Origin of the sequence: Kribbella qitaiheensis, assembly GCF_042657745.1 — a bacterium.
Taxonomy (GTDB): domain Bacteria; phylum Actinomycetota; class Actinomycetes; order Propionibacteriales; family Kribbellaceae; genus Kribbella; species Kribbella qitaiheensis.
This window is the reverse complement of record NZ_JBHSKE010000080.1, coordinates 164,729-187,178: the sequence shown is the minus strand read 5'-3', so window position 1 is coordinate 187,178 and position 22,450 is coordinate 164,729. Positions and strand designations below refer to the sequence as shown.

The window sequence follows — 22,450 nt, the reverse complement described above, 5'->3', positions numbered from 1 at the left end:
CCACAACACCTCGTCAGAGGGCTTCGGACTGGCCAGCTGCAGAGCCCAAGGTCTTGAGCAATTCATCGATGGCGGCACAACAGGATTCGGGCTTGTCCAGCGGCACATGGTGGTAGGCGCCGGCCACCGGCACGCGCGGCATCGACCTCGCCAATCGCGTTTCGACGTATTCCAGTGTCTCGGCACCGACGAGTGGACTCCGCTCGCCGTGCACCATGCCGACCCGGCAGCGGATCTTCGGGAGTTCGTCGTGCAACGCCTCGTTGGTGACGCGCTGGCGCGCCCTTGGATCGAACTTCCATGCCCAGCCGCCCGGTACCTCGGCCAATGCGTTGCGGGCCACGAGTCGCAGGAGTTCGGGCTCTGCCGAGGTATCACCGGGCCGCAAGCGGAACCGGGCCAATGCGTCCTCGAGGCTGGGATACACCTTATGCTCCTGCCTTGGCTTGTCCCGGGGGTCCCAGGCCGCCTCCCCCGGCCGGCGGAACGCTGAGTCCACCATCACGAGACGGTCGAGGACGTCGGGCCGGTGGGTCGCGAGGAAGACCCCCACCTTGCCGCCCATGCTGTGGCCAACCAGGTCGAAGGTCCCCCAGCCCACCCGCGCGGCGATCTCCGCCAGCTCCGCTGCCCAGATCTCTGCCGAATACTGCTCTCTGTGGTCGCTGTCGCCGTGACCGCTGAGCTCCGGGACCACAACGTCGTACCGTTTGGCGAGCAGCGGAGCGACCGCTGTCCACCACCCGGCGTGGGCCCCGCCGCCGTGCACCAGCATGAGGGGAGGATTGCCGGGGCGGCCCAACCGGAAGTAGCGGACAGTGCAGCTCTGGACGTCCATGCAGTCGGCTGCCGTAGCGAACATCGTCATCCGAGCCGCCGCAGGCTCGGCACCCAGAGCGCCACTCCGATCAGCAGAGTGGCGGCGGCGATTCCGCTGATCGTGGTCGACGCCGAGACACCGATGGCGTCCGCGGCCAGGCCGTGCCCGATGGTCGCGATCGGGAGGATTCCGATCGCGAGGCCTTGCAGCCCCATCGCCCGGCCGCTGACCCCCGGCGGCGCCAGCATCAGCAGCAAGGTGCTCTGCATGACACCGAACGCGGAGCTGGCCAGGCCGATGCCCAGCATCAGTGCCATCGACAACGGCACAGAGGTCGACAGGGCGAACAAGGCGAACAGAACGCCGAAGGCGCAGGTGCCGAAGATGTATAGCTTTCCCTTGAACGCAAAGTCTCCGAGGGTGGCGATCAGCAGCGAGCCCACCAGCGCGCCCGCACCGCCCAGTGTCATCAACAACCCCAGCCCACCCGCGTCGAGCAGCAGGATGTCCTTGGCGAAGACCGGCATGAACGCCTGGTAGACCGGCCAGAGGAAGATGTTCGCGGCGAGGCTGATGAACAGCACCGCTGCCATCGTCCGGTGCGACAGCACGATACGGATCCCCTCCAGCAGGTCCGCGAAGGGTGAGGCTCGGCCGGCCAGGACCGTCCGCCTGCCGACGTGCCGGATCGGCCACAAGGTGGCGAAGGAGATCACGTACCACGTTGCCGAGACCCACAGCGCTGTCGCCACCCCCAGCGTGCTGATCATCACCGCGCCCAGCGCCGGCCCGATCACCTGAGTCATGTTGAGCGCCACCGTGTTCAGGGCATTGGCATTGCTCAGGTGACGGCGATCGACGATGTCGAGGACCAGGGTGAACCGGGCCGGCTGAGCCGGTGCCTGAGCCAGTCCGATCATGAAGCCGGCGACGACGATCTGCCAGTAGGTGATGTCGCCCAGCATCACCAGGATCGCGACAGCCGACACCGCCACCAGCTCCCAGACCACGGTGCCGAGCAGGAAGCGCATCCGGTCGAACCGATCGGCGACCACACCGCCGATCGGTCCGAGCAGCATCGGCCCGAGCCTGGCCGCGGTGAAGATCGCCAGTTGCAGCTCGGACCCGGTCAGCTCGTAGACCAGCCAGCCCAACACCAGCGTCTGGGTCCAGACCCCGGCGAAGAAGAACAGGCTGGAGACCCACAGCAGCCGGAAGTCCGGGTACCGGGCGAACGCCGTGAAGGATCGGATGCGCGGTTCGCGCGGAAGCTCCGTGGCGACTTCTTCGGACGGGCGGACCTCGTCCTGCACCTCGGTACCAGACTCACCATCCAGTCGTTCCATCAGGCGACGAACAGCGCGGCCAGGTCGGACACGTTGCGGACGTGCTCGACCGCCCGCAGCCGCACCAGTGCCTCCTTGGCGGACCCGGAGGAGATCACGCGTTGGGCGCAGGCCTGGAACTTGTTGTCCAGGTCCTCGTCCGTCATCGGCTTGGTTGCGCTGCCCTTGACCTCCTCGACCCGGGACCGCACCGGCTCGCGGCCGGGAATGTGCACGATGACCTCGGCGAACCGTTCCTTGATGGTCGGGTCCTGGAACACCTTGACCCGGTCCATCAGTCCGGCGTAGACACCATCCCGCACCCGGTCGTCATCGAAGGTCTCCACCGTGATCCGGCCGTCCTGCAGTGCCGCCGACACCACATACCGGAGGCAGAACTTGCCCTGAAGTCCGGTGGCCGGATAGTCGTAGATGAGCGGGACCAGGCCGGTGGCGTGCACGTTGACGTCGATCTGCTCGATCGCGGCCACCTCCGTGTCCGACAACTGCTCGAGACACTCGAACGTCGCGTCCAGGGCACAGTGCGTGCCCGCGCAGCAGGGATAGACCTTCATGTTCAGCCCGGGGTCGACGAGTTCGAACGGCTCCCCCGGCCGGGTCGAGCTCCAGCGCGCCGGATCGCCGTCGAACAGGGTGGTGAGGCCGAGCGGGGCCGTCAGCATCGCCTCGTTGGCGGTGTAGCCGTTGGCGGCGAGCAGTGCTGCCAACACCCCTCCGTGCGCGGACCATCCGATGTGGAACGGCTTGGTCATCGTGCCGAAGTTCTGCCGGCTCCCGCTCGCCTGGGACACTGCGATGCCCAGCGCGACCCGGAACTGCTCGGTCGACAGGCCCAGTAGCTTGCCCGCAGCAGCCGCCGCACCGAGCGGACCGAGTACGGAGGTCAGGTGCCAGCCTTTCTCGTACGGCACCGAGCCGAGCATCCGGCCGGCCTTGCCCATCACCTCAGTACCTACCACGAATGCCTCGACCAACTCCTTGCCCGTGGCCTGGACCGACTCCGCCACAGCGAGGGCCGCCGGCACGATGACGGCACTCGGGTGGCCGTGGACACTGCCCTGCGTGTCGTCGTAGTCGAGGGCGTGCGCCGCGGTGCCGTTCACGAGCGCCGCCAGACTCGCGGAGGTCCGCAGGTCGGTGCCGAGCACGCTCGATTCCGGCTTCCCACCTTGGCTTCGCGCCACCAGACCGGCACGTACGGCGGTCTCCTCCGGCGCGCCGGCCATGATGACCCCGATCGTGTCGATCAGTCCGCGCCCGGCGGCCCGCAGCACGTCTGCCGGGGCGTCGGCGTAGCCGAAGCCGGTCGCCCACTCCGCTAGCTCGGCCGTCGCATCATTGCTCGCACTCATAGCACCTTCTCCTTGGGAATGGTTGCCGACGGCGCGGTTCTCGGCGCCGACGCGATGACTCCACTGGCCTCGAGCTGATCGATCTGTTCGTCGGACAGGCCCAGGACGTCCGACAGCACGCGACGGTTGTGCTCGCCGTAGAGCGGTGACGCCCGCTCGATCCGGCCCGGTGTCGACTCCAGCCGGTAGCCCAGTGCGGGATACCGGCGCCGCCCGGCTTCAGCGTGATCCACTTCGACGAACACCCCACGGGAAACCAGATGGGGGTTCTCGGCCACGTCTTCCCCGGTACAGACCGGCGCGGCAGGCACACCCCGGCTCTGCAGTTGCTCGGCCAGTGCCCACTTCTCCTGCTGGATGGTGCAGGAGCTCAGTTCCTGGTGCAGTCGTACGGCGTTGTGCCGGCGCTCGTGAGCGGTCGCGAAGTCCGGATCAGCCGCGAGCTGACCACAGCCGAGGGTTTCGCACAGCACCCGCCACTGCTCGTCATCGAGCACCGCGATCGCGATCCACTCGTCCTCGCCCAGCGTGGGGAACGCGTCGTGCGGAGCCGCGTAGGGCACGGCATTTCCCCGCGGCACGAACACCTTTCCGGTCTCCACCTGCTCCAGCAGCAGCTCACCGGCAAACTGCATGGCGGTTTCCCGTTGCGGCACCTCGACATGCTGGCCGCGCCCGGTCCGGCTGCGATACATCAACGCGGTCAGTACGGCGGCCGCACCGTGCAGGCCGCCGATGGGATCCAGGTACGCGTTCGAGGTGAGGACCGGGGTCTCGTCCTCGCCGCCGTAGCCCATCAGGCTGGCCATCCCGGTCATGGCCTCCATGTTCGGACCGAAGGCAACCGCGTAGGCATCCGGCCCGGAGCTGCCGTAGGCGGGCATCTGCACCATGATGAGATCCGGACGAACCTCGCACAAAGCCTTGTAACCCAGGCCGAGTGACTCCATCACGCCTGGCGAGAAGTTGTCGACCACAACGTCACAGACTCTCGCCAGGTCGAGCGCGATCTGCACGCCGGCCGGGCTCTTGAGGTCCAGGCTCAGGGCAAGCTTGTCGTGGTTCTGGCTGTTGAACCGGAAGCTCCGGTTGTACGGGCGCTCGCCTCTGACCAGGTCGGGGTAGCGAGACTTCTCCACCCCGGCCACGGTCTCCCGCCACGAATCCATCCGCGACGGCCCTTCGATCTTGATCACCTCAGCGCCGAGGAAAGCCAGCGATCGTGTCGCCATCGGGCCGGCCCACGCTCCGGTGAAGTCCAGAACACGGATGCCGTCCAGCGGCCGGGCGCCGGGCTGCCGGGTGGTCATCTCATCACCCCGTTCGCCTGCAGGGTCTGATGCTGATCCGACAGTCCGACGGAGCCCAGTGCTTGCCGGTCCTCTTCGCCGAGACCTGGTGCTGTCGTCACTACGTCGGCGCGCGGAGTCGCCGACATCCGGAAGGCCGGCGCGATGACCGGATGACTCGCGTCCCCGGACCGCGCCCGCTGCCAGAACCCGCGCACGTTGAGGTGTTTGTCGGCCCACAAAGCCGGGCCATCCATCACCCTGCTGACCGGTAGCTTGCACTGCCGCCCTGCGACAGTGACCTCGTCGCACGTCATCGTCGCCGCCCGCGTGCCGATCAACTCCAGTGCCTCCGGCCAGTGCTTGAGCCGGTCGGCGAGGTCGACGAACCGCGGATCGTCCGCATGTTCCGGCAGCTCGAAGACAGCACAGCAGCCCGCCCAGTCGTTCGGCCGAGCGGCGTACACCACCACCCAGCCGTCAGAGCAACGGAACAGACCGACCAGACCGGACCGCGGAAGCCTCGCCTGGTACGTGCCGTTGTAGAAGTACCGCGCGGAGACCATCGCGTTCATCACGGCCACGGAGTCGAGCACGGCCGTCTCCACGAACTGGCCCCGCCCTGACTTCTCCCGCCAGAACAAGGCGGCGAGGATCGCGCCGTACGCGGTGATTCCGGCCGAGTACTGGGCCCGGGCCCCCAGCCCGTAGAGCGGGGGCTTCGGATATTCACCGTTGAGCAACATCACCCCGGACAGCGCCTGGAAGATCATCTCCGTCCCGGTCCAGTCCTCATGTGGCCCCGCACCGAAATCCGTGATGGCGCAGGCGACGAGGCGTGGGTTGACGGCCATCAGCGCGCGGCAGACGGCTTGCTCCCCCGCGACGACCACGTCACTGCCGGCAGCGAGTGCCGACAACACGGCCATCCCTTCGGGTGATCGCCAGTCGAGCGTCATCGAACGCTTACCGGTGTTGAGGTGGCGGAACAAGGTCGCGTCGGCCGCCGGAGGGCGGGCGGCTGTCCAGGCGGCCGCCCGCCGAACGGGTGATCCGTCAACGCCTTCGATCAGCAGCACGTCCGCGCCGAAGTCGGCCATGGTCCGTGCGCAGTACTGTCCCCCGACGTTGTCGCTCAGGTCCAGTACGCGTAGGCCGGCAAGCGCCGAGTCTGGTGCCACTTGGTCGTTCTGGTCGGTGACGATGGAAATCTCCCTCCACTCGAGCTGAAGTCACAAGGCGTTGCCCTCGGGCATTGCCGGCGCCGCGCTAGGGCTTGTCGGCGGTGGGTGCCGGCTCAGCTGACGCACCGTTGCTGGAGGCAACCTCGTCGGCGGCACCGTTGCTGGAGACGCCGCCGTCGGTCGCCAGGATCCGGGCTACCGACGGGATCTGACGACGCTCGCCTTCCTGCAACTTCTTCTGCTCCCCGCTCGCGTGGTGCAGCGCCCGGTACCCGATCGAGGCGAGTGCCCCGGCCCGGTATCCCATCGACTCCTGGGCCTGGTTGACCGCGAGCTTGGTCATCTGCAGCAGGAAGGGCGGCCGGGCTGCGATCTTGGCCGCCAGGGCAAGCGTCTGCTCCTCCAGCTCCTCCCGCGGCCAGATCTTGTAGACGATGCCCATCTCGTGCGCCTGCTCCGCAGTCAGCGACTGATCGTCCAGCAGGATCGCCTTGGCCCGGCGGGCGCCGATGTCCCAGGGCAGCGACATCCACTGGGGTGGGCCGGGAATGAAGCGGGCGTCGTCCGAGGCGACGATGATGTCCATCGCCGCGGCCACCTTCCAGCCACCGAAGATGCACAGTCCGTGCACCTGCGCGATGGTCGGCTTGGGCAGGTCCCGCCATCGCAGCGGCATGCCGAGCACGGTGTCGAAGGCGAACTGGAAGTCGCCGCGCAGTTCCGGCTCCAGCTTCGGCCGATCGATCAGGTCCTGCTTCTGCTGCGGCGTACCGAGATCGTGTCCCGCGGAGAACATCTTCCCGTTGGCCGCGAGGATGACCGCTCCGATGCCGTCGTCGGCCATCGCGGCCTGCAGCGCGTGGTCCAGCTCCTCCTGGAGCGGACGCGACAGTGCGTTGCGGTACTCCGGCCGGTTCAGAGTGATCCGGGCGACCCGGTCCACGGTCTCATAGATGATGTTTTCGTACTCCATGTCCAGCTCCTTGGATAAACGACAGCGTGTCAGTGGTCTCGTGACGGGTCTGGGTCAATGCGGCCGCACGCCGGCCGGCGCCGCGGCATCGAGCAATGGGTGGTGGCAGGCCGCCTCCTGCCTTTCACCGAGCAGCCTCAGCTCCGGGACGGCCTCGGCGCAGAGGACGCCGTCACTGAGCGGGCAACGAGGGTGGAAGGTGCACCCGGATGGCGGCGCGGCCGGGTTCGGCACGTCCCCGGCCAGAACCATCCGGCTGCCACCACCGCGGCGCCGGCTGGGGACCGCGCCGAGCAGCGCGCGGGTGTACGGATGCTTGGGTTCGCGGAAGATCTCGGCCACCGAACCGACCTCGACGATCCGTCCCAGGTACATCACCGCCACCCGGTCGACCAGCTGGCTCACCACCGACAGGTCGTGGCTGATGAACAGATAGGACAGATTTCGCTCCGCCTGCAGGTCCTGCAGGAGGTTGAGGACCTGTGCCTGCACCGAGACGTCCAGGGCGGACACCGGCTCGTCGCAGATCACCACCTCGGGGCTGGAGATCAACGCCCGGGCGATGCCGATCCGCTGACGCTGGCCGCCGGAGAACTCGAACGGGTGGCGCGCGGCGTCCCGGCTGCTCAGGCCGACCCGCTCGAGCGCCTCGCCGACCCGGATCGCGCGCTCCGCACGGCTTCGTACTTCGCCGTGCACCACCAGCGGTTCGGCGACGATCTGCTCGACGGTCATCCGGGCGTTGAGCGACGCGTACGGGTCCTGGAAGACCACCTGAAGTCGCCGGCGGACCTTGCGGAGCTCACGGTCGCTGACCTTGGTCAGGTCCTGGCCACGGAAGAGCACCTCACCCGATGTCGGCGGGTCGAGCATCAGGACGGCGTTCGCGAGGCTGCTCTTACCGCATCCGGACTCACCGACGATGCCCAGCGTCTCGCCACGCCGTACGCTCAGCGACACACCGTCGACCGCTCGCACGACACCCGCCTCGCCCCGCCACTTGCGCCCGGACGGCCTGTAGTACTTGCGGAGGTCACGGCATTCGAGGACTGCGTCGGTGTCGATGTCAGACATGGGTGTCGACCTCCAGGCGGGGCAGCTGCGCGGCGTGGTGGCAGGCCGCGACACCCGGTCCGTCCACCGACGGCGACAGCGGCGGCATCTCCTCGCGGCATACCTCCGTCTGGTGTGGACACCGTGGGTGGAACGGGCAGCCAGGTGGCGTGGCGCCGGCCTCCGGAGGGCTGCCCGCGATGGCGACCAGCCGTTTCTTGTGGACGCCCGGTGTCGGTGCGGACAGCAACAGTCCTCTGGTGTAGGGATGCCGCGAGTCGGCGTAGATGCTGTCGACCGGACCCGACTCCACGATGCGGCCGCCGTACATCACGTACACCCGGGTGACCACTTCGGAGACGACGTCGAGATCGTGGCTGATGAAGATCAGCCCCATCTGGCGTTCCTGCTGCAGCTCTCGCAACAGGGTCAGGATCTGGGCCTGTACGGTCACGTCCAGGGCGGTGGTGGGTTCGTCGGCGATCAGCACGTCCGGGTTCAGAGCGAGCGCGAGCGCGATCATGATCCGCTGTTGCATGCCGCCGGAGAACTCGTGCGGATAGCTCTTGATCCGCCTGCTCGCGTTGGGAATCCGGACGGCATCGAGCAGCCGGACCGCCTCGGTGCGAGCCTGCGCGGCGGTCATTCCACGTTGGCTGACGAGCACCTCGGTCAACGCGTTGCCGACCCGGAACACCGGGTTCAGTGCGGTGAACGGGTTCTGGAAGATCATCGCGATCGGCTGCCCGGACCCGTCACTCCCGCGCCGTTCCTGCCGGAGCTGGTCGAGGTCCGTGCCACGGAAGTGCATCCGGTCGGCGGTGACCAGGGCCGGCGGGGACTTCAGGATTCCCATCAGGGCGCGACCGGTGACACTCTTGCCCGACCCGGACTCGCCGAGGATCCCGACGGCCTCGCCCGGCTGGACGGCGAAGCTCACCCCACGGACCGCGTCGATCGTTCGCTGCGCGAGCTGGAAACTCACCCGGAGGTTCTCGACCTCCAGCAGCGGCTTCGGCGCGGAACCGTTCTCGCGCGGGCCGGTTTGGATCGTGCTCGTCATGACCTCTCCTGATTCTCGGGATCGACCAGGTCACGGAGTCCGTCGCCGAGGAAGTTCACACCCAGCACCAGCACCGTGATCGCCAGGCCGGGGAAGATCGCGTTCCACGGCTGCACGCTCAGGAACGCCCGGGACTCGCTGATCATGTTGCCCCAGGTCGGATCCGGTGGCTTGACCCCGATTCCGAGGAAGCTGAGCGCCGCCTCGTACAAGATGGCGTGCGCGAACACGAAGGTGCCCTGGACAGCGGCCACACCGAGCACGTACGGCGCGATGTGCCGGAACAGGATCCGCACCCGGGTGGCACCGACCGCGTGTGCTGCCCGGACGAAAGGCCGCTCCCGCAGTGCCAGGGTGGAACTGCGGACCACGCGAATCATGATCGGAGCCTGGCCGAGGGTCAGCGCGATGCAGACGTTCCACACGCCAGAACCCAGGGTGGCGACGATGGCGATCGCAAGCAGCACACCAGGCACCGCCAGCAGCACCTCGGTGATCCGGCTGACCACCGCGTCGGCCACCCCACCGACGAAACCGGCGACACAGCCCAGCGTCCCGCCGATCACGAGCGCCGACAGCGTGACCACGAACCCGACCATCACCGACACCCTCGCCCCCACCAGCATCCGGCTGAGCACGTCCCGCCCGTACAGGTCCGTACCGAACAAATGCGTCTCGGACGGCCCGGCGAGCCTGGTCGCCGACGGCGCCAGCGGATCGAAGGGAGCAAGCCACGGCGCCGCCAGCGCCAGCAGCACGATGATGCCGACCACGGCGAGGCCGATCTTCGACATCGGGCTCATGTGCCGCAGCAGCTTCATCCGGGTCCGTTGGACCTCAGCGGGCGGTACGACGATCTCCGCCGCCGCCTCCACGAGCACCGGTTGTTCCGGCGTGATGTCAGTTCTTCGCATAGCGCACCCTCGGATCCAGGAAGCCGTAGAGGAGGTCGACCAGCAGGTTGATGACGACGTAGATCACGCTGATCAGCAGCACGATCGCCTGGATGACCGGATAGTCCCGGCGGTCGATGCTTGCCAGCAGCAAGGTTCCGAGGCCGGGCAGGTTGAACACCTGCTCGGTGATCACGCTGCCGCCCAGCAACGCGCCGAAGTTGAGGCCCACCACCGTGACCACCGGGATGAGTGCGTTCTTCAACGCGTGCCGGTAGCGGATTCTCAGCCGGCTCAGTCCGGACGCCTCGGCCGTGACGATGTAGTCCTGCGACAGCACCTCGAGCATCGACGCCCTGGTCATCCGGGCGACGATCGCCAGATACAGCGCCCCCAGACTCACCGCCGGCAGGACGAAACCCTTGAGACTGCCGAAGAAGTCCTCGCTGAACGACCGGAACCCGAAGGTGGGGAACCACTGCAGCTGCACCGCGAAGAGCAGCAACAACATGATGCCCAGGAAGAAGCTCGGGATCGAGATGCCGACCAGGCTGGTGAGCAGCACGGTCTTGTCGGCCAGCTTGCCGCGCCGGGTCGCGGCGGCGACACCCATCGGCACGGCCACGACGATGGTCAGCAGCGTGGCGAACAGCGCCAGCACGAGGGTGACCGGGAATCTGGTGAGGATCAGGTCGGCAACCGGACGCGAGGTCGGCACCGACTGGCCGAGATCGCCGGTCACCACGTTGCCCAGCCAGTTCAGGAACTGCGGGATCAGTGCTTGGTCGAGCCCGTACTGCGCCCGCAGGTCCGCCACCCGTTCCGGGGTGGCATCCTCACCCAGCATCGCGACCACCGGGTCACCCGGGATGAGCCGGATCAGCATGAAGATGCCGATACTGAGCAGCAACAGGGTCAGCAGCGTGCTGCCCAGCCTCTTGACGATGTAGGACATCATGCGCGGACTCCCCCTCCGACCGTGATCACGACGAGATCCAGACGTTCCAGACGATGAGCCAGTCATAGACGTTCGGCGTGAAGCCGCTGATCTTGTTGGACACACCCACCGCGACATCGTTGATGTACAGCGGGAGAATCACCGCGTCGTCCTTCAGCTTCTTCTCCAGTCCGGCGAACAACTGGTTGCGCTGCGCCTGGTCGATCGTGGCGGACGCCTTCTCGAAACCCGCGTCGTACGACGGATCGCAGTAGCCGTACTGGTTCTTGGCGGAGCCACCGCCGCAGTAGTACTGGTTGTAGAACAGGTCCGGCGAGGCCCGGAAAGGGCTGCCCGTGGACGACATCTGATAGTCGCTGTTGGCCGTCCTGGTGATGAACGTGGTCTGGTCCATCTTTTGCACCGTCAGCTTGAGGCCGACCGCTTGGGCCTGCTGCTGCAGGATGACCGCGTTCTGCTCCTGATAGGGCGGGCTGCCCGCGAAGACGACGATGGGCTGTCCGTCATAGCCCGCTTCGGCGAGCAGCTTCTTCGCCTTCTCAGGATCGTGCGCGTAGGGCCAGTAGTCCTCGGCGTCCTTGAGGTACCAGTTCACCTCCGGCGGATGGAAGCTGTTCGCGATCCGGCCGAAGCCGAAGGCCGTGACGTCGAGCATCGCGGACTTGTCGATCGCGTACGTGAGCGCCTGACGGATCCGGGGGTCGTCGAGCGGCCCCTTGCCCAGGTTCATGCTGATCGACACCGAACCAGAACCCGGTCCGGTGAGCACCTTCGCGCCGGGCAGTGAGCTGAACCGCTTGATGTCGGACGTCGGAACCCGGGGCACCAGGTCGAACTCACCGGTCTCCAGCCCGGCGGCGGCCACCTGGTCGTCGGCGACCAGCAGGAACTCCAGGGTGTCGATCAGGGCGACCTTGCGACCGGCCAGCCCGGCGGCGGGCGTGGTCAGCGGCTTGTAGCCGGCGAACGGCTTGAGCACACCTCGCACCTGCGGCTCGAACGACTCGATCTGATAGGGCCCGGTGCCGATCGGTGTGGTGGCGAGCTTGCCGCCGTCGGCCGAGCCGCTGGGCACGATCGGCACGACGATCGGATTGGCCAGGTCGGCGGCCAGCCCCCCGGACGGACGTTTGAGGTGGATCGCAACCGTGTGTTCGTCCACGACGTCGACGCTCCCGACCGAGGAGAGATTCGCCTTGCCGAGCGACTTGGAGCGGTAGTAGTCCAAGGAGTACTTCACGTCCGAGGCGACCATCGGCTTCTCGTTGTGGAACAGCACGTCGTCGCGCAGCGCGAAGGTGTAGGTCTTGGCGTCGTCGCTCACCTTCCACGACTTCGCCAGCATCGGCTGCGGGACGAGCTTGTCGTCCAGTGCCGTCAGGCCTTCGTAGGCCGAGCGCAGCAGGTTCCAGCTCGACGCGCCGACGTCCTGGAAGGGGTCCGACGTCTGCATCCCGGTCCACAGCCGCACGCTGACCTTGCCGGAGGGCTTGTCGGGCATGGCTTGCTGACCGCCACCGCCGGCATCAACCGCACCGCTGGAATTCCCGCTGCACGAGGCCACCACGACACATACCGCGACAACCAGTCCTGCCAATCGGAGTCTTTTCTTGCCCGCGCTCACATTCCTCACCTTTCAGCCGTACGGCCTCACTTGGCGGCGGTGCTGACATTGGGCGGAGTCGCTGTCATCCCGAATTCGTTCCGATGACCGGAACGCTGGTCTTCTATCAGGAACAGTTGAATCAGTGAAGCAGTCTGCCCAGACGGTGTCAACGGTTGAATCGCCTGCCGGCCCATAAAGGACGGATCTTCAGCCGGCGCGATCAAGTCCGACCCGTTGCCGGGAGCCCCTACATCAGCAGGGTGACTTTTCCGAACTTGCCTCCGGCCGCGAAATACTCGTAGGCGTCGTGCACGTCAGCCAGGTCGAACGTCTTGTCGACGACCACCCGCAAGGCCCCGGTGGCGAATGCGGGCAGCACGTGGCGCTCAACGGCACGCGCCAGCGCGGCCTTGTCCTCGAGCGACGACGACCGAAGTGTGGAACCGTGGATCCGGGCCCGCTTGCTCATCACATACAGGGCGTTGAACTCGGTCTTCGCGCCGCCACCGACCCCGATGAAACAGACCCGGCCGCCGGGCGCCAGCGCGCGCAGAGCATTCGGCAGATTCCCGGCACCGACCAGTTCGAGGACGACGTCGAACGGACCGTGCTCGCCGGCTGCGTCGGAGCCCGCCTCGGCGACCACCACCGTCGCACCGAGGTGGGTCACCTTCGCCGCCATGGCGGGGTTTCGTACCGTCGCGACTGGGACAGCACCGGTCAAAGTTACGAGCTGGATCGCTGCCGTACCGACGCCGCCCGCTCCCCCGTTGATGAGCACCCGCTCGCCGACACGCAGTTCCGCCTGCCCGAACAGCGCGTCGTACGCGGTGCAGTAGATCTCCGGCAGACTCCCAGCCTCAGGCCAGTCGAGCAGGTCGGGGACAGGCATCAGCAGGCGTTCGTGCACGGCGATGAGCTCCGCTTGACCGCCCCCTCCGACAATGCCCATCACGCGCTGCCCGACTTCGAAGCGTGTCGCCCCGGGGCCGCGTTCGATCACCTCGCCGGCGAACTCCAGGCCAGGAATGTCGGCTGGGGCGCCCGGCGGAGCGGGATACCGGCCGCGGCGCTGGAGAAGGTCCGCGCCGTTGATCCCCGCGGCCTTGATCCTGATGAGCAACTCGCCGTTGCCTGGTTGCGGGTCGGGTCTTTGCTGAAGCTCGACGGTACCTTCGACGATCACTGCGGCCAACATGCATTGTCCTCCGTTGTTCCTGGAATCGTGGACGATTGCTCCGCACGAACCTCAGCGCTGCGGATGAGTAGATGGGGCCGGGCACGGAGGCGGTAGTTGACCCGCAGCCGTTGCGATCGCAGCAGATAGGCGGCTGCGGCGACTGCCACGATCAGCGAGACGGCGCCACCGAGTGCGATGGTGTAACGCGCCCCGAACCTCTCGCCCACCCAGCCGATGAGCGGTGCGCCCATCGGGGTGCCACCCATCAGGATCACCATGTACAGCGCCATCACCCGGCCCCGCATCGCGGGATCGGTGTTGAGCTGTACGACGGCGTTCGCGGTGGTCAGCATCGTCAGAGCGGTCAGGCCGACCGGTATCAACGCGAGGGCGAACATCAGGTAGGTCGGCATGACGGAGGCAACGAGCTCCGCCACGCCGAACAAGAACGCCGCACCGATGACGACGCCCACCCGCGGTCTCTCCCGGCGGGCGGCCAGCAGGGCACCGCCGAGCGAACCAACCGCCATGACCGATACCAGCAAGCCGTACTGCTCGGCGCCACGCTCGAACTCGACCCGCGCCATCAAGGCTGTCGTCAGCTCGAAATTCACCCCGAAGGCGCCGACCAGGAACACGACGACCATGACGATCGTGATCTGTGGTCGCCCCCGGATGTAGGCCAGACCTTCCCGGATCTGCCCCTTGCCGCGAATGACCCGTGGAATCAGCTGCAGCTCGCTCGCCCGCATCCGAGTGAGCGCGAGGACCACCGCAAGGAACGTCAGGGCGTTGATCAGGAAGACAGGACCGATATCCACCAGCGCGATCAGCAGGCCGGCCGCCGCGGGCCCGGCGACGCGGGCGGCATTGAAGGTGGCACTGTTCAGGCTGACCGCGTTGGGCAGGTCGGTGCCGCCGACCATCTCGCCGACAAAGGTGTGCCGGGCCGGAAAGTCGAACGCGGTCGCCACGCCCAGCACGGCCGCGAGCACGTACACGTGCCAGAGCTGCGCGGTGCCGGTCAGCACCAGCACGCCCAGCAGCAGAGCCGACGCCCCGGAACTCAGTTGCGTCGTCATCAGCAGCTTCCGCTTGTCGACGCGATCGACGATGAGACCGGCATACGGCGCAAGCAGAATCGGTGGGAGGAACTGCAGACCGGTGGTGATGCCGACCGCGACGCCCGACTCGTCAGTCAGCCTGGTCAGGACCAGCCAGTCCTGCGCGACCCGCTGCATCCAGGTCCCGATGTTGGACACGATGGCGCCGCAGAACCAGAGCCGGTAATTGAAATAGCGGAGCGCCCGGAATGTCGAGCTCATGAACTGAGCTCTGGGGCGGCAAGCTTCTTCTGTCGTGGGTTCACGGGCTTTCCCTCACAATCGACAGGTCTGGCCACTGGGGACCTCCGCCGCCGACCGATCCGCTCGCCGCCCTGGCCTGCGGCGAGCGGATCGGTCAGCACCGTTGGTGTCAACCCGGGAGAGGATCAGCTATTGACCGAGACATTCCACATGATCAGCCACTCGAAGGCATTGGCGCTCAATCCGCTGACCCGCTTGTTGACGCCGAAATCGACGTCGTTGAAATACAGCGGCAGAATGATCGCGTCATCCTTGAGCTTCTTCTCCAGCTGCGCGAAGAGGGCATTGCGCTTGGCCTTGTCGGTGACAGCGGCCGCCTGGTCATAGATCGTGTCGTACTCCTTGTCGCAGTAGCCGTACCGGTTCTTGCCCGCGGCACCGCAGTAGTACTGCACGTAGAAGAGATCCGGCGTCGTCTGGAACGGACCGCCCGCCGAGTTCATCTCGTAGTTGCCGCTCTGGGTCCGTTCGATGAAGGTCGTGTGATCGATCTTGTCGACCTTCAGGTTCAGCCCGACTGCCTTGGCCTGCTGCTGCAGGATCACCGCGTTCTGTTCCTGATAAGGCGGCGCACCCGCGATGACGGTGATAGGCCCGCCGTCGTAACCGGCCTCGCTGAGCAACTGCTTGGCCTTGTCCGGGTTGTACTTGTAGGGCCAGTACCCGGAGGCGTCCTTGGTGTACCAGTCGACCTCAGGCGGCGTATAACTGTTGGTCAGCCGGCCCTGACCGAAGCCCGACGTCTGCAGCATGGCGCTCGGATCGGTGGCGTACATGATCGCCTGCCGGATCTTCGGGTTGGCCACCTCGCCCGCACTCGCGTTCAGGTTGATGGCGATCCACGCCGATCCGGGACTGGCTGCGACGTCCACGTCGGGCAGATCGTTGAGGCGCTTGACATCCTGCGGCGGTACCCGGGTGATGATGTCGAACTCGCCCGTCTCCAGACCCGCGGCGGCGACTCGATCGTCCGCTACGTAGACCATTTCGACGGTCTTCACCTTGGCTACCCGCCGGCCGGCCAGTCCGGACGGCTCCTCGTCGACCGGCTTGTACCCGGGATAGGCCTCGAGCACGGCACGGACCTGCGGTTCGAAGGACTTGATGCTGTAGGGACCGGTGCCGATCGGGTTCTTGGCCAGGCCGTCCTTGTCCGCCGATCCCTTCGGCACGATCGGGATGGCGATGGGGTTCCCCAGATCCGCCACCAGCGACGCCTTCGGCCGGCTCAGGTGCACCTTGACCGTCTTGTCGTCGACCGCCGTGACCTTGTCGACCGCATTCAGACTGGACTTGTTGGCCGCGTACTGGCGGAAGTAGTCCAGTGAGTACTTCACGTCGTCCGGCGTCACCGGTTTTCCGTTGTGGAACGTCACTCCCTGACGCAGCACGAACGTGTACTCGGTCGCGGCGGTGTTGGCCTTCCATGACTCCGCGATGAGCGGATGGGGCTGCAGCTTGTCGTCGAGCGCGACGAGTCCCTCATAGACGTTGCGGAGCAGCTGCCACCCCGGCGCGCTGGTGTCCTTGAATGGGTCCGTCGTCGCCATTCCGGAGTACAGCCGAACGACGACCTTTCCGCCGGGCCCGCCGCCCGGGCCCGCGGCGGACGTGTTGTCCGAGCCGGCGGAGCAGGCGACGAAGGACGAGACGGCCAAGATCGCCGCCGCGGCAACCAAACCTCTCTTCGCCCGCCTCCTCCTCTTCGCGAACCACACAACGCCGGAGCTGAATTCTCGACGGCCTGCCGACCGATTGGTCTGTTGCCGGGTTTTGTCGCCTTCCACTGCCATCTCCAGTTCTCCGCGCTAGGACGGGGACGTAGGTGTAGCCAGGAGCCCTGCGGCGCATGCGAAAGCAACTGTTCCGTTGACTGGAACACCGGTCGGCAGGGGGGAACGCTTGGCCACTAAAACATCGCTGTCAACGGTCTGTCAACGGCTCGAGGCGGCTCAACTCGAATCGTGCATACGATGCGATGAACAGGGCGAAGTGTGGTGAGTGTCCGCGGGTTCCGTTGACGGCGCGGTAGAGGCACCAGCTCTCAGTGCAGAGCAAGCGCGCCGTTCAGGCGTGGACTACCGAGAGTGCGGCGCACGGAAATTGCCGCGCCGGGAACTCGTCCGAGCGTCAGTTCACCTGAGCAGCAGTCAGTTCACCCGAGCGAGGATGCGCTCTCCGGTCCGGCGTTGCCGATCCGGCGCGACAGGGCCGTGGTTTCGGTCAGCAGCAGGTCGGCGATCTCATCGATGTGGGTGCGAATTCGATCCAGCGGCCCGCCCACGCACAGCACGACGACGGGCTCACCGTCATCGTTGAGCACCGGCGCCGCCACTGCACCCACTCCTGCGATCCGTTCTCCCAGGGACACGGCATATCCCTGTTCGCGGATGAGCTCGACCTCCGCGCGGAGACGGTTCACTTCCACGGGAGTCTGATCGGTCATCGCCACGAGTTCGCGGGACAGATACGCATCCCGTTCCTCTGGCGCTATGTAGGCGAGAAAGCTCTTGGCTGCCGCACCGGCGTGCAGGGGAACGGCCTCCCCGATCGTCGCGGTCAACGTGATCGCCCGGTTCGGCACCATCGATTCGACGTACATCCTGGTGAACCCCGAGCGGATGGCCAGGCTGACCGTCTCACCGGACTTGTCGCACAGCCGCCGCATCGGCTCGCGGGCCAGGCCGCGGATATCGATGTGCTGCGCGTAGGCCTGGCCGAGTGCCCAGGCCACCGCGCCCAGCCGGTAACGCCGGTTCGAAGGGATCTGCTCCAGGAGGCCCTTAAGGCACAGGGTGGCGACGATCCGGTGGACGACGCCCTTGGCAAGGCCGAGTTCCCGCCCGATTTCGGAGACGCCCCAGCTGGAGTGATCGGGACGAGCGAAAAGAAGCAACACACTCAAGGTCCGCTCAGCGCCGACCAAGCTGTTGCCTTCAACCCCCTTGCTGTCAGCAGCGTCCGAGTGCACGGCTCTCCTCCCGTCCCGGTGGCATCGAAAGGGATCTGACAGCTGCCTCCCGAGAGCCCCGGCCAGGCCAACCGCCCAGCCGATCGTTAGCACATCGTAGTCCGCACGGCGCGGAATCCCAGCCCATCAACGCTGCCCTGTCATCCACGGCCCGCAAACGATCAAGTCGGCGCGCAGCACCGACCCGCATTAAGACCAGGCATTGTATGGTGCCGGCCGGCAATAGCCGCCAAGCAGAATTTCGCGATGTGGCCTAGGCCATTGCATCGGTCATCAGCGGCGCGCTGGTAAACGTATTGCCAACCGAGGGTCAGCGGATGCCGTAGTCGTGGATTTTTCGGTAGATGGTGGCTCGGGACATGCCGAGGGCTCGGGCGGCGTCGCTTCTGTTGCCGTTGTTGTCGAGGAGGCTTCGGATGATCGCGTCGCGTTCCAGGGCCTCCAGCTGGCTGAGGCTGCGGCGGCTGATCGCCTGATGGTCGGCCGGCAGGTCGGCCAGGACGATGACGCCGGTGCGTCGCCGGTGCTGGACGATCTGCTTCATGACCTGGCGGAGCTCCGCGGTGTTGCCCGGCCAGGCCGATCGCAGCAGTTGCTGCATCGCTTCCGGCGAGCAGCTCAGGTCGCCGTGGCTCAACTGGCTCAGGAAGAACGGGACCAGCTCACGAACGTCGTCGATGTGGTGCCGTAGCGGTGGCACATCAACGGTGAGGGGGAACAACGTCAGCAACTCGCCCAGGTCGGGCTGGTTCGAGCCACCGGTGGTCAGCGTCAGCGCTACCCACGGCGGATCCGACAGCCGGCGCTCGCGGCTGCTGTACAGGGCGCCGATCAGTTCGTCGAGCCGGATCTGGCCGAGCCGTTCGACGTGGCGGATCACCAGCGATCGGACGATGTCGTCGGTCAGCTCCGCCTCGACGTCGTCCGCGAAGTCATCGGCCGCATCGGTGGCGTCCAGCACCCGTAGCGACCTCGTCCGGCTGTTCTGCCGGTGGGCCGCCCGCGCGAGTGCCAGCTTTCCGGACCCTGCCTCGCCGCTGAGCACGATCCAGTTCCCGGAGCGATAGGCGTTGTCCACCTCCCGGCTGCAGGCGAGCCAAGGACCGCTCCTGCCGACGATGCCCGGCAGCTCCGGGCGCGGTGGCGGCCGGTGCGCGCTGACCGCCAGACCGAGGCCGGCGGACTGCGGGGTGACCTGAAGGACGGCTGCGGTCGCCCGTCCCTCCTCGGGGACCGGCCGGCAGCTGATCCGGACCCGGCTCCCGCTCGGGAGCTCCACCACGGCCACGGCGCGGGCCTCGGCCAACATCTCGGTGGCATGCGCGAGGACGGCCGACTGGTCGCTACCGTCGAGGTTCTGCTTCGCGGTGGCGTTCATCAGCAGCAGGTCCTCCGCGAAGGCGAGCACCATGTCGGCAGACCGGCGTCCGGCCTGCAGGTACTCCTGGAGCAGCTCCAGCTCACGGGCAGAGCTGTCACTCATCAGTGCCGCACGGATCTGGTCCGCGGTGGTCTTGGCCAGCGTGATCAGCAGCGATCCGGCGTCCTTGCGCCAGCAGGTGAGGTCGATGGCCCCGACGATCTTGCCGCTGACCGGGTGTTTGATCGGTACTCCGGCACAGGCGAGGTCCTCGAGATCCTCCGCGTAGTGCTCGTGCCCGAAGACATGCATCGGACCACCCCGCTCGAGGGCAGTGCCGATCCCGTTGGTGCCCGCGAACTGTTCGGAGTAGCTGAAGCCCGGCGCCAGGTGGACCTGGTCCAGGTGCCTACTCAGCTGGGTATCGGCGGTCAGCCGCCGCAGTACCAGGCCGTTGCGCTCGGTCAGGATGACGCTGATCGGCTGTCCGTCGAGATGCTCGCGGAGCCGGCGCAGTACGGGGGTCGCGCTGCGGGCCAAGGGCTGGTCGAGATCGGGGTCCGAGACGTACGGCAGGTCGATCCGGTCGGCGGGGAGGTTCCGCCGCCGGGAACGCACCCAGGAGGCGAGCACCGGACGGCGTACGTCGCCTACCGGGAACGCGTCGAAGGTCAGAAAACTCAGCCGGGCCCGGGCAGTCCGGCGGCCTGACACAGGTTCCACTTCGTCCACGAGGCCTCCTGGCGACCGGCCGGGAGACCTGCTGGATGTGGGGGCCTCCCCCACCGGTGGCATCGCTCCTTCCAATCTAGTGCTTCGCGAGCATCTGGTTGTCTCAGATTGAGACAGCCGGGTCGAACGCCGGGGCGTCTGATGAGAAGGAGCGGATGGGAGCTGCGGATGGACGACGACACCACTGTCGACGAAACCTACAACCCATGGACGATCGTGAACGCGGTATTCCGCGAACTGGCCGATGCCGGCCTGCATCCCGTGCTCGGAGCGGCGGGCGACCCGAGCGAGGCAGCCGCCGCTCTGCTCGTCGCGCTCGGCATCCGACCGTCCACCCATGGTGATGTCCGGCCCCTGCAGGACGCGAAGGACGAACTCGCCGAGCTCCGGCAGGCCATGTTCGGCGACTCCTGACGCAAGAGGTGTCTCAATTTGAGACCTCCCGTCGAGCACGGCGGCGATGTACTTACTCCAAACGCTAGCAAGACGTGGGCTCGCGCCGAGGGCCCACGCCCGCACGGCCCCGCGGCCAGGACGGCATCGAGATGCCGGATCGGCGGGTGGGGCCAGGCCCGCGGCCACCGCAAGCGTGAGGAGTGCCATGAGTCGCCAGAGTGTGGCTAAGGCCCACCAGAAGATCCAGGAACTCTCCTGGGAGCCCGCGTACCACGAGCCCGTCTCGCAGTACGGAACCGACTACTCGTTCCAGAAGGCTCAGAAGAAGGACCCGCTGAAGCAGGTCCTGCGGTCGTACTTCCCGATGCAGGAGGAGAAGGACCACCGCGTGTACGGCGCCGCCGACGGCGCCATCCGCGGCAACATGTTCCGCCAGGTGCAGGAACGCTGGCTGGAGTGGCAGAAGCTGTTCCTGAGCATCATCCCGCTGCCGGAGATCTCGGCGGCCCGGGCGATGCCGCTGCTGTTCCGGACGGTACCGAACCCCGAGCTGCACAACGGCCAGGCGATCCAGATGATCGACGAGGTCAGGCACTCGACAATTCAGCAGAACCTCAAGCGCCTGTACATGAACAACTACATCGACCCGGCGGGCTTCAACTCCAGCCTGCGCAACTTCCAGAACGACTACTGCGGCACCATCGGCCGGCAGTTCGCGGAAGGCTTCATCACCGGTGACGCGATCACGGCGGCGAGCATCTACCTCACCATCGTGGCCGAGACCGCCTTCACCAACACGTTGTTCGTCGCGATGCCCGCCGAGGCGGCCGCGAACGGCGACTACCTGTTGCCGACCGTGTTCCACTCGGTGCAGTCCGACGAGTCGCGGCACATCAGCAACGGCTACGCGACCCTCCTGATGGCCCTGTCCGACGAGGGCAACCACCAGCTGCTCGCCCGCGACCTGCGCTACGCCTGGTGGAACAACCACCGGGTCGTCGACGCGGCCATCGGCACCTTCATCGAGTACGGCACCAAGGACCGGCGCAAGGACCGGGAGAGCTACGCCGAGATGTGGCGCCGGTGGATCTACGATGACTACTACCGCAGCTACCTGGTACCGCTGGAGAAGTACGGCCTGGAGATCCCGCACGACCTGATCGAGGAGTCCTGGAACCAGATCTGGAACAAGGGCTACGTGCACGAAGTGGCCCAGTTCTTCGCCACCGGCTGGTTGGCGAACTACTGGCGGATCGACCCGATGACCGACAAGGACTTCGAGTGGTTCGAGTTCAAGTACCCGGGCTGGTACGACAAGTACGGCAAGTGGTGGGAGAACTACAACCGCCTGTCCACCCCCAACGGTCACAACCCGATCGTCTTCGAGGACGTCGACTACGAGTACCCGCACCGCTGCTGGACGTGCATGGTGCCGTGTCTGGTCCGCGAGGACATGGTGATGGCCAAGGTCGACGGCCAGTGGCGCACGTACTGCCACGAGATGTGCAAGTGGACCGACGAGACGGCGTTCCGTCCGACGTACCAGGGCCGGCAGACGCCGAACATGGGCCAGCTGATCGGCCACCGTGAGTGGGAGACGCTGTACCACGGCTGGAACTGGGCTGACGTGGTGTCCGACATGGGATTCGTCCGCGACGACGGCAAGACGATGGTCGCGCAGCCGCATCTCGACCTGAACCCGGACAAGATGTGGACCCTGGACCACCTGCGGCGGTGCCCGCCACTGCAGAGCCCGAACGTGCTGCTGAACGAGATGTCCGATGACGAGCGGACGGCGTTCGCAGCCCGCTATGTCCGCGGCGGACCTGCCGGACGGGCTCCTGCCAACGGCTGACCGCACAACGTCACGCGGGAGGGCAGCTGGTCTGCCCTCCCGGCCCCCTTCC

Annotated in this window: 18 protein-coding genes; 2 read left to right on the top strand and 16 right to left on the bottom strand. The window is 66.7% G+C overall.

The window, feature by feature from the left end:
* Positions 1 to 13 precede the first annotated feature (13 nt).
* From ACFPJ1_RS42455 to ACFPJ1_RS42380, 16 genes are all read right to left on the bottom strand, one after another.
* Positions 14 to 868 (bottom strand): alpha/beta fold hydrolase, encoded by an 855-nt coding sequence (locus ACFPJ1_RS42455; RefSeq protein WP_380112102.1) that lies wholly within the window; start codon positions 866 to 868, stop codon positions 14 to 16.
* Complete coding sequence (locus ACFPJ1_RS42450) at positions 865 to 2,166, bottom strand: MFS transporter (RefSeq protein WP_380112101.1); 1,302 nt, start codon at positions 2,164 to 2,166, stop codon at positions 865 to 867. The genes ACFPJ1_RS42455 and ACFPJ1_RS42450 overlap by 4 nt, the downstream gene beginning before the upstream one ends.
* Positions 2,166 to 3,518 carry an MmgE/PrpD family protein gene (locus ACFPJ1_RS42445; protein ID WP_380112100.1) on the bottom strand — a complete coding sequence of 451 codons (1,353 nt, stop codon included), beginning with the start codon at positions 3,516 to 3,518 and terminating at the stop codon, positions 2,166 to 2,168. The genes ACFPJ1_RS42450 and ACFPJ1_RS42445 overlap by 1 nt, the downstream gene beginning before the upstream one ends.
* Positions 3,515 to 4,828 carry a CaiB/BaiF CoA transferase family protein gene (locus ACFPJ1_RS42440; RefSeq protein WP_380112099.1) on the bottom strand — a complete coding sequence of 438 codons (1,314 nt, stop codon included), beginning with the start codon at positions 4,826 to 4,828 and terminating at the stop codon, positions 3,515 to 3,517. The genes ACFPJ1_RS42445 and ACFPJ1_RS42440 overlap by 4 nt, the downstream gene beginning before the upstream one ends.
* Positions 4,825 to 5,988 carry a CaiB/BaiF CoA transferase family protein gene (locus ACFPJ1_RS42435; protein WP_380112098.1) on the bottom strand — a complete coding sequence of 388 codons (1,164 nt, stop codon included), beginning with the start codon at positions 5,986 to 5,988 and terminating at the stop codon, positions 4,825 to 4,827. Before ACFPJ1_RS42435 ends, ACFPJ1_RS42440 begins: the two co-directional genes overlap by 4 nt.
* An 88-nt stretch (positions 5,989 to 6,076) precedes the next feature.
* The gene (locus tag ACFPJ1_RS42430; RefSeq protein ID WP_380112097.1) at positions 6,077 to 6,964 is read right to left on the bottom strand and encodes an enoyl-CoA hydratase-related protein; all 888 of its coding nucleotides are present in this window, start codon (positions 6,962 to 6,964) and stop codon (positions 6,077 to 6,079) included.
* Between the two features lie 54 nt (positions 6,965 to 7,018).
* The gene (locus tag ACFPJ1_RS42425; protein WP_380112096.1) at positions 7,019 to 8,038 is read right to left on the bottom strand and encodes an ABC transporter ATP-binding protein; all 1,020 of its coding nucleotides are present in this window, start codon (positions 8,036 to 8,038) and stop codon (positions 7,019 to 7,021) included.
* Positions 8,031 to 9,080: an ABC transporter ATP-binding protein gene (locus ACFPJ1_RS42420; protein ID WP_380112095.1), complete on the bottom strand. Its 1,050-nt coding sequence runs from the start codon at positions 9,078 to 9,080 to the stop codon at positions 8,031 to 8,033. The genes ACFPJ1_RS42425 and ACFPJ1_RS42420 overlap by 8 nt, the downstream gene beginning before the upstream one ends.
* Positions 9,077 to 9,994, bottom strand: a complete 918-nt coding sequence (locus ACFPJ1_RS42415; RefSeq protein ID WP_380112094.1) for an ABC transporter permease — start codon at positions 9,992 to 9,994, stop codon at positions 9,077 to 9,079. The genes ACFPJ1_RS42420 and ACFPJ1_RS42415 overlap by 4 nt, the downstream gene beginning before the upstream one ends.
* Positions 9,981 to 10,931 (bottom strand): ABC transporter permease, encoded by a 951-nt coding sequence (locus ACFPJ1_RS42410; protein WP_380112093.1) that lies wholly within the window; start codon positions 10,929 to 10,931, stop codon positions 9,981 to 9,983. Before ACFPJ1_RS42410 ends, ACFPJ1_RS42415 begins: the two co-directional genes overlap by 14 nt.
* A gap of 25 nt (positions 10,932 to 10,956) precedes the next feature.
* A complete protein-coding gene (locus tag ACFPJ1_RS42405; RefSeq protein ID WP_380112092.1) occupies positions 10,957 to 12,432 on the bottom strand; it encodes an ABC transporter substrate-binding protein in 1,476 nt (491 codons plus the stop codon).
* A 352-nt stretch (positions 12,433 to 12,784) separates the two neighbouring features.
* A complete protein-coding gene (locus ACFPJ1_RS42400; protein ID WP_380112091.1) occupies positions 12,785 to 13,735 on the bottom strand; it encodes an NAD(P)H-quinone oxidoreductase in 951 nt (316 codons plus the stop codon).
* Positions 13,720 to 15,042, bottom strand: a complete 1,323-nt coding sequence (locus ACFPJ1_RS42395) for an MFS transporter (protein WP_380112090.1) — start codon at positions 15,040 to 15,042, stop codon at positions 13,720 to 13,722. Before ACFPJ1_RS42395 ends, ACFPJ1_RS42400 begins: the two co-directional genes overlap by 16 nt.
* A gap of 167 nt (positions 15,043 to 15,209) precedes the next feature.
* On the bottom strand, positions 15,210 to 16,763 hold the full coding sequence (locus ACFPJ1_RS42390; protein ID WP_380112089.1) for an ABC transporter substrate-binding protein: 1,554 nt from the start codon (positions 16,761 to 16,763) through the stop codon (positions 15,210 to 15,212).
* Between the two features lie 476 nt (positions 16,764 to 17,239).
* Positions 17,240 to 18,055: an IclR family transcriptional regulator gene (locus ACFPJ1_RS42385; RefSeq protein ID WP_380112088.1), complete on the bottom strand. Its 816-nt coding sequence runs from the start codon at positions 18,053 to 18,055 to the stop codon at positions 17,240 to 17,242.
* 310 nt (positions 18,056 to 18,365) lie between these two features.
* A complete protein-coding gene (locus ACFPJ1_RS42380; RefSeq protein ID WP_380112087.1) occupies positions 18,366 to 20,147 on the bottom strand; it encodes a sigma-54-dependent Fis family transcriptional regulator in 1,782 nt (593 codons plus the stop codon).
* Between the two features lie 168 nt (positions 20,148 to 20,315).
* On the opposite strand from ACFPJ1_RS42380, the gene ACFPJ1_RS42375 reads away from it, so the two are divergent.
* Together ACFPJ1_RS42375 and ACFPJ1_RS42370 are read left to right on the top strand one after the other, a co-directional pair.
* Positions 20,316 to 20,561 (top strand): hypothetical protein, encoded by a 246-nt coding sequence (locus ACFPJ1_RS42375; RefSeq protein ID WP_380112086.1) that lies wholly within the window; start codon positions 20,316 to 20,318, stop codon positions 20,559 to 20,561.
* Between the two features lie 187 nt (positions 20,562 to 20,748).
* Positions 20,749 to 22,398 carry a ferritin family protein gene (locus ACFPJ1_RS42370; protein ID WP_380112085.1) on the top strand — a complete coding sequence of 550 codons (1,650 nt, stop codon included), beginning with the start codon at positions 20,749 to 20,751 and terminating at the stop codon, positions 22,396 to 22,398.
* Positions 22,399 to 22,450: the final 52 nt, after the last annotated feature.